Source organism: Pectobacterium aroidearum (genome assembly GCF_041228105.1).
Taxonomy (GTDB): domain Bacteria; phylum Pseudomonadota; class Gammaproteobacteria; order Enterobacterales; family Enterobacteriaceae; genus Pectobacterium; species Pectobacterium aroidearum.
Genome location: NZ_CP166097.1, coordinates 1,810,574 through 1,828,450, shown reverse-complemented (window position 1 = coordinate 1,828,450; position 17,877 = coordinate 1,810,574). Strand labels below are relative to the sequence as shown.

At 39.9% G+C, this 17,877-nt stretch carries 18 protein-coding genes; 6 read left to right on the top strand and 12 right to left on the bottom strand.

What is annotated here, in order from left to right:
• Positions 1–31: 31 nt before the first annotated feature.
• Complete coding sequence (locus AB8809_RS08320) at positions 32–1,348, bottom strand: hypothetical protein (protein ID WP_323665777.1); 1,317 nt, start codon at positions 1,346–1,348, stop codon at positions 32–34.
• 11 nt (positions 1,349–1,359) lie between these two features.
• Positions 1,360–2,403: a hypothetical protein gene (locus AB8809_RS08315; RefSeq protein WP_323665776.1), complete on the bottom strand. Its 1,044-nt coding sequence runs from the start codon at positions 2,401–2,403 to the stop codon at positions 1,360–1,362.
• A 690-nt stretch (positions 2,404–3,093) separates the two neighbouring features.
• Here AB8809_RS08315 and AB8809_RS08310 point away from each other — a divergent pair.
• From AB8809_RS08310 to AB8809_RS08300, 3 genes are all read left to right on the top strand, one after another.
• Positions 3,094–4,371 (top strand): integrase arm-type DNA-binding domain-containing protein, encoded by a 1,278-nt coding sequence (locus tag AB8809_RS08310; protein ID WP_349856216.1) that lies wholly within the window; start codon positions 3,094–3,096, stop codon positions 4,369–4,371.
• 19 nt (positions 4,372–4,390) lie between these two features.
• The gene (locus tag AB8809_RS08305) at positions 4,391–5,941 is read left to right on the top strand and encodes an SEFIR domain-containing protein (protein ID WP_349856217.1); all 1,551 of its coding nucleotides are present in this window, start codon (positions 4,391–4,393) and stop codon (positions 5,939–5,941) included.
• Positions 5,942–6,505: 564 nt separating this feature from the next.
• Complete coding sequence (locus tag AB8809_RS08300) at positions 6,506–6,685, top strand: hypothetical protein (RefSeq protein WP_119880498.1); 180 nt, start codon at positions 6,506–6,508, stop codon at positions 6,683–6,685.
• A gap of 148 nt (positions 6,686–6,833) precedes the next feature.
• Here the strand turns inward: AB8809_RS08300 and AB8809_RS08295 are convergent, their stop codons facing one another.
• From AB8809_RS08295 to AB8809_RS08270, 6 genes are all read right to left on the bottom strand, one after another.
• A complete protein-coding gene (locus tag AB8809_RS08295; RefSeq protein WP_349856218.1) occupies positions 6,834–7,043 on the bottom strand; it encodes a DUF4926 domain-containing protein in 210 nt (69 codons plus the stop codon).
• A 17-nt stretch (positions 7,044–7,060) separates the two neighbouring features.
• Positions 7,061–7,255 (bottom strand): CPCC family cysteine-rich protein, encoded by a 195-nt coding sequence (locus AB8809_RS08290; protein WP_005969660.1) that lies wholly within the window; start codon positions 7,253–7,255, stop codon positions 7,061–7,063.
• A complete protein-coding gene (locus AB8809_RS08285) occupies positions 7,252–8,967 on the bottom strand; it encodes a type VI secretion system PAAR protein (protein ID WP_349856219.1) in 1,716 nt (571 codons plus the stop codon). Before AB8809_RS08285 ends, AB8809_RS08290 begins: the two co-directional genes overlap by 4 nt.
• 188 nt (positions 8,968–9,155) lie before the next feature.
• Positions 9,156–10,640, bottom strand: a complete 1,485-nt coding sequence (gene pilV / locus AB8809_RS08280; RefSeq protein ID WP_369987342.1) for a shufflon system plasmid conjugative transfer pilus tip adhesin PilV — start codon at positions 10,638–10,640, stop codon at positions 9,156–9,158.
• A 117-nt stretch (positions 10,641–10,757) separates the two neighbouring features.
• A complete protein-coding gene (locus AB8809_RS08275) occupies positions 10,758–11,306 on the bottom strand; it encodes a type 4 pilus major pilin (RefSeq protein ID WP_349856220.1) in 549 nt (182 codons plus the stop codon).
• Positions 11,307–11,384: 78 nt separating this feature from the next.
• Entirely contained in the window at positions 11,385–11,621 is a 237-nt protein-coding gene (locus AB8809_RS08270; RefSeq protein WP_349856221.1) for a hypothetical protein, read from the bottom strand.
• 102 nt (positions 11,622–11,723) lie between these two features.
• Here AB8809_RS08270 and AB8809_RS08265 point away from each other — a divergent pair, with 102 nt between their 5' ends.
• The gene (locus AB8809_RS08265; RefSeq protein WP_349856222.1) at positions 11,724–12,125 is read left to right on the top strand and encodes an H-NS family nucleoid-associated regulatory protein; all 402 of its coding nucleotides are present in this window, start codon (positions 11,724–11,726) and stop codon (positions 12,123–12,125) included.
• Positions 12,126–12,184: 59 nt separating this feature from the next.
• Here AB8809_RS08265 and AB8809_RS08260 read toward each other — a convergent pair whose 3' ends face one another.
• The 3 genes from AB8809_RS08260 to AB8809_RS08250 form a co-directional block, all read right to left on the bottom strand.
• Positions 12,185–12,664 carry a DUF2501 domain-containing protein gene (locus tag AB8809_RS08260; RefSeq protein WP_249642808.1) on the bottom strand — a complete coding sequence of 160 codons (480 nt, stop codon included), beginning with the start codon at positions 12,662–12,664 and terminating at the stop codon, positions 12,185–12,187.
• Between the two features lie 197 nt (positions 12,665–12,861).
• On the bottom strand, positions 12,862–13,146 hold the full coding sequence (locus AB8809_RS08255; RefSeq protein ID WP_349856223.1) for a conjugal transfer protein TraD: 285 nt from the start codon (positions 13,144–13,146) through the stop codon (positions 12,862–12,864).
• A complete protein-coding gene (locus tag AB8809_RS08250; protein WP_349856224.1) occupies positions 13,143–13,397 on the bottom strand; it encodes a hypothetical protein in 255 nt (84 codons plus the stop codon). Before AB8809_RS08250 ends, AB8809_RS08255 begins: the two co-directional genes overlap by 4 nt.
• Positions 13,398–13,906: 509 nt before the next feature.
• Between AB8809_RS08250 and AB8809_RS08245 the strand changes: the two genes are divergently transcribed.
• Positions 13,907–14,593 carry a hypothetical protein gene (locus tag AB8809_RS08245; RefSeq protein ID WP_349856225.1) on the top strand — a complete coding sequence of 229 codons (687 nt, stop codon included), beginning with the start codon at positions 13,907–13,909 and terminating at the stop codon, positions 14,591–14,593.
• Between the two features lie 43 nt (positions 14,594–14,636).
• On the opposite strand, the gene AB8809_RS08240 is transcribed toward AB8809_RS08245, so the two are convergent.
• Positions 14,637–15,389 (bottom strand): hypothetical protein, encoded by a 753-nt coding sequence (locus AB8809_RS08240; RefSeq protein ID WP_349856226.1) that lies wholly within the window; start codon positions 15,387–15,389, stop codon positions 14,637–14,639.
• Positions 15,390–16,029: 640 nt separating this feature from the next.
• On the opposite strand from AB8809_RS08240, the gene mobQ reads away from it, so the two are divergent.
• Positions 16,030–17,427 (top strand): MobQ family relaxase, encoded by a 1,398-nt coding sequence (gene mobQ, locus AB8809_RS08235; protein WP_349856227.1) that lies wholly within the window; start codon positions 16,030–16,032, stop codon positions 17,425–17,427.
• Positions 17,428–17,877 lie beyond the last annotated feature (450 nt).

Below are 17,877 nucleotides of genomic sequence, written 5' to 3'. Positions count from 1 at the left end.
GACATTCTTGAATTAAGAAATATTTCTAAGTTCATTTTCGCATATCCGACAGTAATTTTTCAGCGGATACTCTTATCCCATCACTATCACCTTTGATACTTGCATCTAGTAACTTAGTTAGATTTCTATTTTTAAAACTCTTTGATGCAAGGTCAAAATCTTTTACAAGATTAGCCCACCTAGATTGAGGTTTACCATACCATGCTAATTTTTGTAGAATTAACTCATCTCCTGGTAAACATTCCTTCAGATAATACTCCCACTGATTGGCAGTTAAACGTTCTAACAAGTTAATAGCATCAGTCTGAGCTGCTGTTGATACCCCATAATTATTGCCTAACCGAACAGCTAAAATTGCAGACATACTGATTGGAAAAGCAGGCCATGGTATAGTTGTTCCTAATTTTGCAAGTGCGGTTATTGCCGCTGGTTCATTATAAAAATTATTCATCTCGGTATGAACACTAATAACATTTGATGCCGCTGCTGCAAATGTCTGGGAACGTAATGATTCAGGTACGAAATCAAAACCTTGAGTAGCCGTTAATGCCTTTTTAAGTGCAGTAACTGCCGGAGAATGACCAGAATTCACTGCTTCAGCATAAGATTGGCCGATCGACCATTTCTCTGCATCTCTTAAACTTTCCCAAAGAAAAGGCACAAGTACTACTATATTACCTAAGGTATGTTCAAACTGAGCCCCAGTCTTAGATTTAACTCCTGAAAGGAGAATACTTAGTGTGGTTTTTTTAAAAAAATAAGGTGCTGCTTGTAACGTAGCAACTTCTGCATCAGATATTTTAAACGTACGACCTTCAAGTTCTGAACGAAAATCCATAAATTCTGCGGGAGCGATATTTCCATTTCTACCTAGCACAGCATTGACGCATGTTCTCAAAAAAGAGAGAGCCTCTTCCCTAGACATTTCTTCTGCTTCTGAGTCTTCTATATTTAGACTATCGAAATGAGCAAGTAACTCTAGATGTTGAGTTAAACGTGTTGCGTCAGTAGAGTTTATTAGTCCTAACTCTCGGGCTAGAGTAATTGCTTCATAGTTTGAGATGCTTACGGTCGGTACAGAATCTTCAGTAAGATCTGCTCGTCCAAGCATTTCCCCCACAAATGCCATACCAAGAGAAGCAAGGGCTCTTTTGAGCTGTGATAATGCCTTATTAAGCACAAATCCAGCCATCATCTCATAAGCATCAGAATTAAATGCAGTTACAATTTGTTTTTGATCTCGGGTGCTTAAATTCTGGGCAACCCTAGTAATATCAATAGCTGTAGAGGCAGCTTTGGGGACTATTGCTCCGATAGGTTCACGCCAAATAACAACGGAATTACTCATTTTCACTAACCTCAATATATAGTATGAAGATCAGTACGCCCATCTTGAGAACGAAAAAAGGCCGCTGATAATTCTGATCCAATAAGTTGCTTCATCGATTCAAATGCGCGACTTCTCGCCCCACCAGAAATATTGGACATTTCATCATTACGAATAAAAGCTCGATATCCTAAAACACATCCCGATTTGTTAAATATAGTTATGCCATCACTGTTAATAAATCCCGATACTAATTCCGCTGCTGCTTGTAATCTGCTTACGGAGATCGCTGTTTTCCCTTCGTCAGTATGTAATTTGACCTTATCAAAGAGATTTATTGAAGGACTCAGAAGAACAGCATCTTGCAGTGATACTGGCAATATATCTGTATCAGAAGAAATAACTGCAATTAATGTCCCATGGCTGTTGTTCACAGCAGAACTTAGCAATCTTTCAACGAAGCTTGAGAAGATTTCAGAATCGTCGCCCAAATTAGCCGAGATGGCATTTGCAAGTCCATGTATATGAGCTTCAGAATTTAATTCTGACATGTCATTATCATTATTAAAGCGGAACTCTATTTTGCTACCTGAATTTGTTCTGACTTCAACTTTATTGACTGCGCTTTGTGCAATTTTTATTACAGGGAAACCATGCGAAAAACTATCTAATACAACCTCATCAACAGTTAAAGATGAAGGGTCACTACTTCCACAAAAAACACCGAACTTGCACGTTTGTCCTGTGCTAGAGCGTTCGATATATATTCTCCAGTTATCGCGGCAAAGAGGTGCCGCTGCCTTTAGTATTTTAGGGCCAGCAGTATCACTCGCAATATCACCTGAAAGAGGGATATACTCGCCCACACCAGCTCTTTGCAATAAAGCCGAAATTGAGTTACATATAAAAACAGCAGGTTTTAATGGCACCCCTTCTTCTGTATAAGCGGCTAGTTGAGATACGATCCCTGAAATTAATTTAGAAGTTAAGCTACATTCAAGATCAATTTCAGCCATAAGATCTAATGTATTAGAAAGTAGGTGAGTCCTGAAAGATACACTTTTAGATGAAGCCATTTATATTGCCCCAACAAAATATAATACATATCATTTTATAAAATGAAGCATAGAAGACAGGCATCCCATACATCCTCTAGTCAGAATTGCAAACCACATTACGTGAACCACATCTCTAGAATATAACCTTACCATTAGAAATCAATAAATTATTGAAAATTAATTTGACCACCACCCTGCTAAGACGTACGCCAAAGTTCTAGACACTACGTGTGGCACCGTTGACGAGGTCGCCGTTGATCACCGTATTGTTACTTTTGGAACGAGCAGACAGTTAGACCTCTTTAGAGTCAGTTCCATTAGGATAGTCTCGTCGTTGCCCTCTCTAACTGTTCTTCCTTTTCAGGGAACACCATAATAACGATCATCATATGCCGTGGATTGCTCAAACAAAATTTATATAACCCACAACTACTGGTGGTCATTCTGGTGGTCTTGACAGAAAGTGAATTCAGGTTTAGCTTAATTATTAGCCAGTTACTGGCAAAGGCGATCCCAGTCAGAGGAGCCAATTTAAAGAAAGTAGACGTTCACTGACGTCTGCTTTTTTGCTTTTTATCAATTGGTTATCCCCTTCTTCAGGTTCGCCCTCGTTCACTCAAAAACACTCGAAGCCATACCCTTTTGCTGGTAAAAATACTGGTAAAGCTGGTTCGATTTCGTTTTTACCAGCAATCGGAGGGAGCCGTCATGTCACTTACTGATACTAAAGTAAAAAATGCCAAGCCGTCAGAAAAGGTGGTTAAGCTCACTGACGGGTTCGGCCTCTACTTGCTGGTACATCCCAACGGTTCCAAATACTGGCAGTTAGGCTATCGCTTTGAAGGGAAACAGAAGGTGTTTTCCATCGGCGTCTACCCTGCTGTTTCTCTGGCTGATGCCAGACAACGACGAGATGAAGCAAAAAAGCTGTTAGCGGCGGGAATCGACCCCAGCGCCAAAAAACAGGCTGACAACAAAATCGTTCAAGAGCGGCGTAACAACACCCGCGCTTTCAAAACGGTTGCCAAAAGCTGGTTTGCCACCAAAACCAAATGGTCGGAAGATTATCAGCGTTCGGTCTGGACACGACTGGAAACCTATCTGTTCCCTGACATTGGTGAAAAAGATATTGCTGAACTGGATACAGGCGACCTACTGGTTCCCATCAAAAAGATAGAGAAGCTGGGTTATCTGGAAATCGCTATGCGGGTGAAACAGTACGCCACAGCCATCATGCGTTATGCCGTCCAGCAAAAGATGATCCGTTTCAATCCTGCCTATGATTTAGAAGGCGCGGTTCAGAAGCCCCAGACCGAACACCGCCCCGCTATCGAACTTGAAGAGATACCAGTCCTACTGGAACGTATTGAATCTTATAGAGGCCGTAGCAGACTGACCCAATTGGCGATAAAACTCAATTTGCTGATTTTTGTCCGTTCCAGTGAACTCCGCTTTGCCCGTTGGTCAGAGATCGATTTCAAAAGTGCTTTATGGGTTATCCCTGAACAACGTCAATCCATTGAAGGGATCAAGCATTCAGGCCGTGGTGCAAAAATGCGCAGGAAACATTATGTTTCTCTATGCGATCAAGCACTGGCAATTTTGGAAGAGCTTAAAGACCTCACCTATGATGTTAACGGTGATGACGGCTTTATCCTGACTGGCTGTTATGATGCGATGAAGCCTATGAGTGAAAACACCATCAACAAGGCACTGCGCAAAATGGGCTATGACACCAAAATCGATCTATGCGGTCATGGTTTCCGAACGCTGGCGTGTAGCGCACTAATCGAATCGGGTATCTGGCCTGAAGATGTGGTTGAACTTCAGATGAGCCACATGGAAAAGAACAACGTTCGCGCTGCCTACACTCACAAGGCCAAACACCTTGAACAACGCCGCCTAATGCTGCAATGGTGGGCTGATTTTCTGGATGCTAACAGCAACGGGATGGTTAGGCCGTTTGAGTTTGGGCAGAAGGGATAAATTTTAGCTAAGGTCATGGATGACTGATAAAAATCTGTTAATGTTATTATCAAGAAAGGCTCATGATATCAACCGTTACAACTCACAGCACACTAACGGCAAAGTTATCCACTCATTAAGGATTTACGCACAAATGGAAAATCCCAAATTATTCATTTCTTATAGTTGGTCTAACCCAACCCATGAACAATGGGTAATTGATTTGGCTAATGAGCTAACAGAATCTGGTATCCATGTAATTCTTGATAAATGGGATCTAAAAGAAGGCCATGACTCGGTTGCCTTCATGGAAAAAATGGTTACAGACCCCCAGATAACCAAAGTAGCAATTATATGCGATGAAATTTACGCATCAAAGGCAGATGGTCGAGCTGGTGGTGTCGGTACAGAAACCCAAATTATCTCACGTGAAGTTTATGAAAATCAGGAGCAAGGGAAGTTTGTAGCAATTATTTCAGAAAAAGATTCACAAGGAAAAGCATTTCTACCCACTTATTACAAATCACGTATATATATTGATTTAAGTGAACCAGATAACTATACCGATAATTTTGATAAATTATTGCGCTGGATATACGACAAACCCTTATATACTAGACCAGCGATAGGAAATCGCCCTTCATTTTTAGATGAATCAGATAGTATATCTCTGGGAACAACTGCTATATACAAAAGAGCCGTATCAGCTATCAAAGAAAACAAAATTTTTGCTTCGGGTGCCTTAGATGAGTATTTATCTACATTTGTTAGTAACCTTGAGAGATTTAGAATTACCGAAAAAGAAGGTGAGTTTGATGATCAAGTTGTTGAGAATATAGATAAATTCACGCCATACAGAAATGAAGCAATTACATTATTCATTACTCTCTCTCAATATGCATCAACAGAAGAAAATATTCTCAAATTACATCGTTTCTTTGAAGCCCTGATCCCATACATGAGCAGACCAGAAAATGTAAGCAGTTGTAGTACGTGGGATTTTGATAATTTTAAATTTATCATTCATGAACTTTTTCTATATGCGGTTGCCATTTTAACGAAGTATGAAAGATTTAGAGAAGTTAACGTTTTATTGACACAACAGTATTATATAGCAGGGAGAAATGATTATGGAAAGGATGCAATGGTTGGATACGAAGTTTTTCGAGAGTATTTACGCTCTTTAGAACATCGGAATAATAGATTAGAGCTAAGGCGTTTATCTATCCATGCGGATTTACTTGAGCAAAGAAGTAAGACTTCTGGCATAGAATTTCGCTATTTAATGCAAGCTGACTTTATACTTTTTCTGCGAAATGGTATACATCAAACTGATTCTTATACCAGTTGGTTTCCAGACACTTTACTGTATGTTGGTCATTTTCATAGTGCATTTGAAGTTTTCGCAAGGTCTTCATCAAAGTCATACTTTGAAAAGGCAAAATATGTTTTAGGCATAGATAAACTATCAGATCTTAATGAATTGATGAACGCTTATAATACTGGCCGGAAAAAGTTACCAACATGGCAGTTCGAGTCATTCAGTCCTTCCGTATTACTTGGCTTTGAACGACTAGCTCAGAAGGTATAATTGAGATGTTGCTATCGGATAATTTTTATTGAATCCAAAATATTTTCAAAGCACAATCGTAGCATCTGATTTATCCATAGCAGCCTGTAATGACAGGTTGCTATTTTATTGATATCCCTTCTCTCCGCACCATTTTCTATAAATAATCCTAAGCCAGAAAAATACGCCGTACAATCTTTTTATTTCCTGTAGAAGTAACTCATTGAACCAGTTCCCCCAGACTCATACCTGTATTCGTATTCGCCTCATCCAACTGTTCACGTAGGTCTGGGACTATATGTACCAGAAAGCTTTGGGATTTACCCGACGTGGATTTTTTGTATCACGTTTAGCAATTGACTAGCACCAATCCTAGCTTTACATTGCAGCCAAGCAGGTACACACCTTAACACAAAGCTATTCATCAAATAATCGCCCCTGAAAGGTACTTGCAATACCAGACAAGGGCTAACCTCAACGTTATAAGGACTAACGCTATGGCTGTCTGTCAGTTTACCTATTCCCTTCCTGAAAATCTGCATCTGGCTACTGCTTTTTTGCCATATCCAGCAGCGGGGGCTTATCATGTTCGATAACACCCCACTGGAACTGGAAGAAATCATCGATCAGTGTCGGGCATTAATTTACGCCGTTGTTGAACTGGATGAACCCAAGGCAAAAGAGATTTTGATCTTCGTTCTTTGGGAACGACTTGATCTGTTATTCCGTACTTTTCATACGCCAGAAGTGATTCCAGTAGGCTAAGGAAACGGGCATGAGGATTACGCATTAAGGCCACGGCTTTAATTGTGTGGGAAGTTGAGCAGCACATACAGATAGTTGTGCTGCTATTTAATTTTTTGATTACAGTTCATCGTTATGAGATTTTTATTTTAATGAGTGAATCATCAAACTATTTTTTAAAATCAACATTACTAAAACAGTCTGGTTTTAATGTGATACAGGCCAGTGTCTCACCATTATCATCACAAAATTCTATCTCATATGCAGGGAATGGCTCATTATAAATGTGAACAATAGTCCCTAACATTCCTTTTTTTAACCCTTTATCTGGAAGATCATTTTTTAAATAAATAACATCAAATAAAAAACAACTCGCCATGTATCCCTACTATTACATCATTTAATTTTTTGGCCATTTTTAAAAGCTTCTCTGGCTTCATTTAAACTCATCTGATTTGCCCCTCCTGCACAATCAGGTTCTCGCGACTGCACTGGGTCATCTTCCCAATTACATACAGGACAAATTTCATAATCGCCCAAAGCGTAAATTGTTCTCTCCCCACAACATGGACACAAGAATTTGTTGCTCATTGCTTCTCCCAATATAACATTTTATTCTTTGGCTTAAACATTGTCTTCGGAACACCATGTTTATTCATTACAGCGAATGTATTTGATTCTGGATGATAATATAAAGTATCACCATTGCCACGTTTTTTTATTAAAACCCCCGCAGGAGGATTGTTAACAAAATCATGTGTATCGTTAACATATTCCTTAGAATTGTTATAGTTTTTTTCAGAAAACTCCTTCCGATGTTTTATCCAATGCGTATAAGCATTAGATACTGGGGTTAAATCTTCCGTTTTTGTCCAAATAGGCGTATCAATCTTTTTACTCAAATAAACATAAATCGGTGGAAACGCATTCTCTGGGAACACCAGAATGTAGTCCCGAAAATCCTTCTCGTCCGGCATCGGTGTTGCAAGAATGCTGACATCATCCATTTCGGGAATTTCAAATCCCGGCACTGCTGACGGAATAACAGGCTGTTCACCGTGTGCCGTGTCTGTAGGTAATTCCATACCCGGATTATCCGGTGTCCATAAAATCGTCGGTCCTGTTGCGCCCTCTTCCCAGAACTCGTAACGGTTATTGGGGAAATCATGTTTCAGTAATCTGACGCGCACCTGATCGCGACCACTTTCCATACTGGTGTGGTAGCCAACCACCTTCAGCCTGCCTGTTTCCTCATCTTCCACCCACTGATAGCGAACACGACTGGGCACCGTTCCCTGTTTCTTCGCTACCTCCAGTAGCTTTTCCTGTGTCAGCAGATCGTCTTTTTCACCTTTCAGATGGTGCTGAATCAACGCTCCCATCAGCAAGAAACTTTGCGCCATCTGCAACTGGCCTTGCCAGATTGATGGACCAGAAAGGCGTTTCATCTGATGTGTCAGTGCCTTTGCTGCATCCTGATTGGCCTGCGCTACAGCGCCACCCGTAGCAGCGGTCGCACCCGCCTGTGCTGCCGTACCTGCCATGACCACTTGTTGAGGTGGCGGCAACATTGCCGCATCCGCTTTACCCACTAACAGGTCGAATACCGTTTTATACCACGGCTCCATCGGGGGTATCTGAGGCTTGTTAGTCGCACCAGACGGGGTGTTGGGTAACGGTTCGTTTTTTCCGGCAAATGACTGAGGAGGAGAAACAGCAGAAGACGAATTTTTCTTTTTCGCCGCCTGCGCATACTGTTTCACTTCACCCGGTTTATCAGCCGGAGTGATAGATTTACCAACAGGCTCGGCGACATAAAAGCTCATCTCCCCGATATTGCCCTGTGGCTCTTCTTCCTTTCCCGCACCAGTACAACCCGCTCCACGTAAACAGGATTTGGCAAAAACAGGCTCAACTGCCAGCATCGGTGTTAATGCCAGCAATGGCGCACGGGTTAATGCTGCCTGTTTAGCGCATTCCTGAACGGGAGAACGATGGGGTGTATCACCAATAATGACGTTGCCACTGCCGGAGACAATGACACCACCGCAATTGATACCATCTCCAATACGCGCAGCAGGTTTACCGTTAATAATGACGGTGGATGAACCTTCGGCGATTTTTCGGGAATGAACACCATGTGGTGCATTGGGACAGGGACAACCGTGAAGCAGAACAGCATCACCTTGTCGGGCAGCAGGCTGACCATTAATAATGACATCAGAACTGCCTTCGATTATCGGGGTTTCAGGGAAACAGTCATGACCACTTCCGATGTCATTAAGACGGGCAGCACCCGGCATTGTCATTTTCCTTTGACAGTAAAACATTCCTTTGAGGGCTGAATGTTGGGCGCTTTTTATGGATGATTCAATACCGAAACCCGTATCAGGCGTCGATACAGAAATGATGAATGAGATTTTTATTTAGGGTCAGATATTATTTCTTATTAAGTCATAAACCTGTCAAAAAATCCCTATTCCCCCTACGCTTACTGAGATAATGAAACGCTGATATCACTGCTGCTATGAAATCCAGCACTTGCCATAACCACCTGAACAACATCGCCCTGTTTTACTGCTGTCGCAAACATACGCAATGTCGCGCCCGTATTTTCATAACCCCAGTAATGTCCACGACTCCCCGCTTTCCAGACCGTAATTGAAGTCGTGATTTGTCCCACCATCTTGCCCCCTACCAGAACATTAAACGTAGCTGAACCGGTGTGTGTACCATCTGCCGGATAAAATTTTGACGCCACAAACACATTAAGATAGTTAAAATCCCCCGTGGACTGAAGACGTAAACTGTCAGTGGCTGTTCGGGTGATACTTCCTCCTCCGATGCCCCTCCATTCCCCATTCTGGCAGTATAGGATTGATCCCTCACTATTTTTACTTATCAATCCGTCTGAAGCGCACGATGATCCGGCTACAGATGTTGATGTGGGTTGAAAATATTGACCAGATACCGTTCCTGATGAAGTTATGTTTCCACCTGCTGAAATATGCCTCGAAGCGCCGATATCTCCATGACTATTTAAGTAAGATTTAATTGTTTTATCAGAACCTGTTGCTATAGTTCCAACGGCATAAATATCCCATGTTCTTATACCACCTCCCCATCCATCAGGTAAATCATGAGGATTTAATCCATTAGTAGCGATCCTACCACCAAAATAACCCTCATTTTTTACAGTTAAATGATTATTAGAAATAAGTTCTTGTCCAGCAGAAACCACACCAGCAATACTTAAGCTTCCAGAAGCTGTTATATCTCTTGCGTTATTAATACTATGACCTCCCATATTCAGATCACCCGTCATTGGTAATGTTCCATCACGACGTAGATAAACCGAATACATAGAACTGTCATATCCAACACGGTAGGCCAGCAATCCTGCTGCATTAATCCCACTGTAGCTATTTTGGTTCTCAGCCCATTGGCCAGCGGTTCCAGATGCCACCGTAGCGGATTGCGTCATACCACTATCAATGCCAGCCGCCTGCATAGCACGGCCTAATAAGTCATAGCGAACACGGTTCCCTTCTGACCACGGCAACGTAGTGATAACCAGCCCGTTAATAACGTAATTAGGTGAACCCCCATCGCGCTTTAACAGGATCTTGTAGGAAGAATTCTGCGCGTTTACACCCGTATAGGTAGAGGGTAATAGCCCTTCATTTACCAGCGTCTGATACGTAATTTCACAACCATTAGCCGAACAGGTTCGTGGTCCCGGATCGCTGCTCTGGCTACTACTGGAAGTCAGGGTTGAAAGTTTGTCATATCGAATGCTGATATAACGATTAACCGCCTCACCCATCTGTTTCATTTGCTGACCAACAGCAGAGGCCAGAATATTTTCTTGTTCTGTTTTCATATCCTGAAACTTAATGAAAGTCATTGCTGTGCCGATACCTAACACCAGTGTTATTTCCAATAGGGAAAACCCTTTTTGATTTGTTATTTTCATTTTCATCGTCCTTTTTTATTTACATGCATGTTAATTAGCAAAAATAAAAAATCGGTCAAGATATCATTTATCTTTATTGACCAAAGGAGGAACATAGAAAATATTAATAGCAGTTAATTATAATGAAATGAATGTGATCCTGTTGCTTGTTGTTGAACTGCATCGCCTTGAAGAAAATTCATAATCGTCTTGAGGAACAGCTACCCTGTTTATCAACACAGAGTAAAAATTATTGCGAACAGCATAAATCAACCTGATACATTCAGCACTTGGTACACCATAATAAGTTATAGAAAAAGCAGCATCGGCAATAATATTGCCATTCTGATTGATCCCCGAAGCAACCAGCTCAACATCACCGTTGAATGAATTTACAACCTTTCTTTCATCTCCCTCACTACTTAACATGCTGTCAGGAAAAATACTGGCATTAAGCGCAACGGTATTGTTCAATCCACTGTAATCAGGCGCAGAGGCATAGAATGCTTTCACTCCGGCTTGAATTGCAGCGATGTTCTTACTTTCCATTTCTACACGTTGTGCTGCCTGAACCTTAGGGTAAACAATAAACGCACTGACAACCAACCCGGCAACAATACCTAAAACTAAAAGCAACTCCAGCAGAGAAAACCCTTTTCTATATTTTCTGTTTTTTAATAGCACCATGTTTAACTCCTTTTCACCGAAACGATGAAAAACAGATAAACGATTACATAGGATAAGACAATAGATAGCGGTATGTAATTAGCGGGTTAACTGACGAACGGCTGATGCGAGAGAAATAGGTTCTATATTCAGATTTTTCACACACTCTATTCTTCCATCAGGATACACTTTTACCAGTTTTCCTTCTGAAATACAGTGGATAGGCATTCCAGCCCTGAATGCCTCGTTGATCGCTTTCTGTGAGGCGTTTTTGGCAATTCGACTTAACACTGCCGTATCCTCAAGCGGATTTTTCTTTAATTTCTTCTTTTTCATTATTTCCTCCGTCTCCATACTGATATATAATTTATTATTGACATGTGTCAAATTTCGATATACCCCATCAATGATTCTTTATCACCATCAGGATAATAAGCTATGAGTGAAGCTCTCAAAGTATTAAATAACATTCGTACCCTGCGTGCTCAGGCACGAGAAACCGATCTGGCGACACTGGAAGAAATGCTGGAAAAGCTCACCGTTATTGTTGAAGAGCGCCGCGAAGAAGAAACCAAAGTTCAACAAGAACAGGCTGAACGTCTGGCAAAAATTGAAGCCCTTCGTGCCAAACTGTTAGAAGATGGTATCGATCCGGCTGAACTGCTTGGTTCTGTTTCTGCCACTAAGTCAGCAAAATCTAAACGTGCTCCTCGTCCAGCCAAATATAAATATGTCGATGAAAACGGCAGTGAAAAATTATGGACAGGTCAGGGCCGTACACCAAAAGCTATCGCCGCTGCACTTGAAAATGGTAAGACTTTGGAAGATTTTGAAATTTGATCGTTTCTACTTCGCTAGAAATAATAAGGGCCAACCAATTGAAATGGCCCTTAAGCATGTCAGGAAATAAATTTTATCCCCTGCTTTAGCACCAGATCGCAAGCCTTGGTTTTGACTTTTTCAGCCAATGGCGTATTTCCGATATTGTTCAGGTTCAACTGTTTTCCATCACGGGTATTCAAAAGGCCAGCCAGTCCCTGTGTGTAATCTGTCTGTTTTTTCTCATCCTGAGAGCTTAAACCAAGCTTGTCCAGCAATTGATTTTTGATATTTTCCGTGTTGGTTGCAGAAACCAGTTTCTGTTTCAGGCAATATTGCAAAATCCCAGCAGCATTATTCATATTGCCAGCACTCAGCGCCTGATTACCGTTTGTAAGAAGTCCAGAAAGTCCACTCAACGCTTCAGATGAAGAGTTATTTTGACTGAATTGACCAACTGCATTGGAAAGCGAGTCCTGTAGACTTGCTGCCTGAACATAACCCGACACTATAAAAGTAGCCAAACCAACGACACCTACTGCGTTTCTGACTGATTTCATGACACTCTTGCTCTCTGCTTGATTAAGATACCGTAAACGATATCGCGAAGTATATTACTGAAAAAGTAGAAACCTCTGTGTTTTTTATATCTTTTTATTTAAATTAGCTACCGCGCCCTCAGGGGCTTGCTCAACAGTTCACCGACCTAAAAACAAGTTTTAGGTCGGCTCACCGTTCGGACGTGAAAAAGGAAAATTTACTGTTTGGATTTATTTATAACATTTTCGATATAAGTTTGGCCTTGTGCTTTATACCTTTCAATATCGCTTTCATGAAGATTTGGGATATCAAGCAGAATCCCAAAGACCAATTCCTTATCTACATAACCAATATCACATCCTAATACTTTGGCAACCTCTGCACCGAAAATAATTTTCTGACGTGTGTTTTCTTTTTTTGTTTGTTGTTTCTTTTTTGCTTCCAAGAAGTATAAGCGTTCTTGTACTGAAGCAATTTGTTGTTTAATTGTTTTTGTTGTCATATGTCATTCCCCCAATATTTTCTATTTTTATCATAAGGAATATTCGCATAGTCATCATTATTCAGTTTTTTCTTGATTGATTTTATCTTCAATTTAAATTGCTGTTTAACCTGATACTCTCTGAATTTATCCCTTATCTTATTCACTCGTTTTTCTGCTTCTAAATAGGCTTGTTCTGTATCGGTATAAACACCTTCATCAAGCAGTTTTTTCGCTTCCCAATCAATGGCTTCATCGTTATTTTTATACATTACACCTCCTTGTATTTGTTGTATATTCTCCTTTACCATATTTTTAATAATTATCAATACAGGCAACTCATTTTATTTTATAAAAAAACTCATCAAACCGATGTTGATACCCCACATAACAGCATTAATACCTATCGAAAGGCTTTGTTGAATAATTCCCTTTTTCTCGATTCATGAAGCAAATAGCACACTGCTAACAACGACAGATCAATCAGTTACAGAATGCCACACATCGTTAGAACGCTCTAAAATCACGGGAATTCGATTTACTCAACAAAGCCCTATCGAGATTAATATTATTTCATCCAACTAACCTAAATAGCTTTTCACATTGATGCTTCACTTCTCATCGCGCGAGGCGAAAACTTATACGTGAGAGCTATCAACCTAAAATCATGTTATTTCCATTTTAAGTCTGCTATTATTCCTGATGTTTCAAAACATATAAACTATCACAAGCATTTAACAACAAGTAGAAAATTGACACTCATAATTATTAAGGACTATAAATGAGTTACGAAAGGCTAAATATTTCTATCGATGACTACAATGAATTAAAAACGAAATTACATGCTGAACTTACAAAAATCACTAATATTTTTACAAGGGAAAATTATAGACAAGAGGATGATTTCTTCGCTGCATTTTGCGCTGGGTTATCATTAGCAGAGATATCTTTTGGTAATGGATATTATTTACGCTTTAAGACATCAAAAACTGCACATAAGGGAAAAAATTCTCCTGAACACAGATTCGGATGTGATTTTGGGATTAAGATAGAATGGATTTCTACATCCGATAAAAGCCTTCAAAAAGGTATCATAGGTCAGGCCAAAAATAACACGTTAAAAAGCTCTGATACTAAAGATCTCTCAGTACAATGCGCGAAGATGGCGAGAGTCACTGAACATTATATCGTGATTTTAAGATATAACAGCCATCAGATTCCTGTCGTTCATATAGGAGATCGTGAAAAGAAGTATTTCCATGAAGATAGTATAATTTTCGATGATTATCTTATAGACCATGTTATGGCTTGTTTACATGGAGAAACTAATACAGATGACATTGATACAATGTTAAAAAGTGGTCTTGATGAGTTCAATAGGTTTCTTATCGAGATAGAAACAAACTTACCTAAGCCAAAAATAACGCTAAAACCTAAGCGTCAGAATAAACCTAAAAATAGGCCTTAACGCATAGAATATGCATGGCAACATCAACCGTTGCCATGTTCAATTATCGCCCATTTGACTCGAATAGCCCCCACGAAATCTTATCATTTTTAGTCAGGAGGTTTTCCTTTTCTAAGTAAGCCTTCAATATATCGAATCCATACTCACCATCAGAGCGGGAATAAAAATCCCACCTCGGATATTTAACTCTTAGCTTGAAATATTCAGGTTTAACTAAATTACCATCAAAAAAAGAACGAATGATATCAAATGTGTCACGGCCTTTAAGATCAATAACCTCTACATTTTCATCATATAATGCATTTATATTCTTAAGTTCCTTGAGCTTAAGAATATCTCTTAAATAAACGAAAGGTACATTATGAGATAAGCGAACAAGATCACTCTCTGTAAACATAACACCCTCTTTAAGCATTTTTATGACTATCGGATTAGACATTAGGTTGTAAGTCAAAAAATGCAAATTGCTTGAAAAGTCGCTCACCGAAAATGCCACATTTTTTCTATAATCAAAGAAGTTGATTCCATACCAGACAGGAGCTAGAAAGCTATTCCCACACACATAATCAAACGTTGTCTTTGAGAACCTTCTTTCAAATTTATCGATAACATCATCCCTGCTGAGTTTCATGTATTTCCTTTGAGGTGATATTTTTATGCTTGGAGAAATCTTTTTCATTTCCTTAATAAAATCATCTTGTCTCAAGACAAGGTTAAAGTCATTGTTGGTATAGTGCCTAAAGCTTACAACTGTACCATCTTTAAGGCGTGCTGCTGTTGTTATCAACCCTCCCATTCTGAATCCTCTCTTGTTAATTAATAATTGTTATATATTAACTATTCTATTTTTTATTCTTTGTCAAAAATCATAAAAAACCCACAAAAGCAAAGTAAAATAAAAATCAACAACACAACATGATAATAACCACTAACTATTTCATCTAATACTCTCCGCGTTACTTATTTTTGTTTGTTAGTAATTTTCATTTCATCTGTTAAATTTTCACTCTTATTTTTATGGTTAACCTGTGAATTGTGCAACAGGGAAAACCACTTATAAAAGCTACTATTTTCTTGTTTTAGTGCTTTCCCGCCTTACGGCGGGATAAATTAACACTTTTCTTGTCCTTCGGACGCTATCTAAAACCCATTCATGTAATATCGCGGAATACTTCAGCCGTTTATCCAGATTGCGCCGCTTAATTTGGCGTTTTGTTTGGCTCTGATTTTACAGACGTTAATATATTTCGTATTAATTAAGTAGGGATTTTACATTGTTCAAAAAAACAATGCCCACTTATACACTCACTTCGTGAGCGTGTGGGGTCTACCGACGGTTGCCTGCCGCAGGCTAAAAGAAAAACCAAGGTCAACACATAGAGTTTTTCTTGCGAAAAACTAACAGCAGCATAGTTATATTTGAGGGTATTTGTTATATGGCGATTTTTCATCTGGAGTTTAAAATTGTGAAGCGCTCTGAGGGCATGTCTTCCTGTAGGAAAGCTGCTTATCATGCGCGTTGCAGAATAACAGATGATCGCACTGGAAACACATATGATTTCAGCCACAGGACAGATTTATTCCATCATCAGATATTAGCGCCCGTTTCCGCACCTGCTCATATTATTGAAAGCTCTACCGCTCTTTGGAATGAAGTCGAAAGGGTTGAACGTCAGAAAGACGGTCAAACAGCCCGTTATTTTGATGTCGCTATCCCTTGTGAGCTTAACAATGAAGATAAGATAAAACTGGTTGTTGAATACTGTCAGAAGAATTTTGTCGATAAAGGCATGATTGCTGATATCGCATATCATGATCTCAATAGTAAAAATCCCCATGCTCATGTAATGTTGACATTAAAACCGATCACCGCTGATGGCTTCGGTAAAAAAGAAAGAAGCTGGAACGATAAGAAGAACGTAATCCTTTGGCGCGAATCATGGTCAGTGATTGCCAATCGCTATCTTACTGCTGCTGGCAGTAATGAACGTATTGATCATCGTTCTATTGAGGCTCAACACAATGAAGCCTTGGAAAATGCCGCTATTACCTTGGATGTTGAAGAAAAAGCGCTATGGCTTGCCAAAGCAACGTTAACCAGTCGTCCGCCAATGCAACGTGTTCATCGTGCCAAGTGGAACAGTAAGAGCGCTCAGAAAAAACGTGCTGCTGAACAGGCTGTTTGTCATGAGATGAAACAAGAAGCTCAGGCCACATATGGTGTCTTCAAAGATTTGGATCTACAGATCGTTGTTGACCTTAGAAGCTTCACCGTATCAGAAATGCCTGAGCCTGTTGAAATCGTATTACCGAAAACGGGTTCGCAGTCGTCGTCATCAGAAGATCAACATCCTGTTCTGGTTGCCCCTACGCCTCATACACGCACTAAATTGAAAACCCCATCATCTCCAACTGCCAGAGCGGATAAACGCGCTCCTGTTAAAAGTAAGAGGAAGCAAGTTAAGCCTTATCAGACTGGTTTGTTCAAGCGTTTCACCCTACTGGTGGTTGAATATATAAGGGAGAAATTCGTCTGGGCCAAGAAGAAGCCCGTTGCCTCTGATGTTGAGCACGATCAACGTATTTCAGAAAACTACGTGTTTGATGAGGTGCTGGGTATCTATGTGCCACGCGCTGAGCACGAAAGACGCGCAAGGTTTAACAGTGATACTTATAGTCCAACCAAAGAGGAGATCGGGCGTTTTCCAAGTCGTCCGCAGCACAAACAGTCAGAGGCCATGATTGTCCCCGACCTCACTCTATCTAAACAACCAGAAAATCTCAAGAAAGGTAACACGTATAGGTTTAAACCACCGGGTTATCGCGAAAGCTAAAGTAAATCTAAATAGCTTTGCACAATAGCGCTACACTTGATGAAGGCAGTCCCTGCCAGTACTAGCCGCCTTGCACGATGAGAAGTGAAGCATCAATGTGCGTAGTTATTTAGGTTATACAGCCTACTAATAGTTTTACATGATAATGCTGGGTAAGATCATATCTCCATATTGGTAGCACTCGCTTCACGTAATTAGCAGTTAAGAAACAATGTGAAATTTATTTTTCACTCATTCATTGACAAACCTAATGCTATTGTGTTCATATTTAATAAATTTGTGATTTAAATACCATTGTATATAATTTTTTATTTGACAACACAAGATGATTTTTCACAAAGATCTAACAATTTAGAGAATATAATGATTATTCTCATTACCCTAAAAGACCAGTCTGACAATGTCAGTAGCTTTTGATAAAAACTAAATCTTTTATTATATAAATCATTA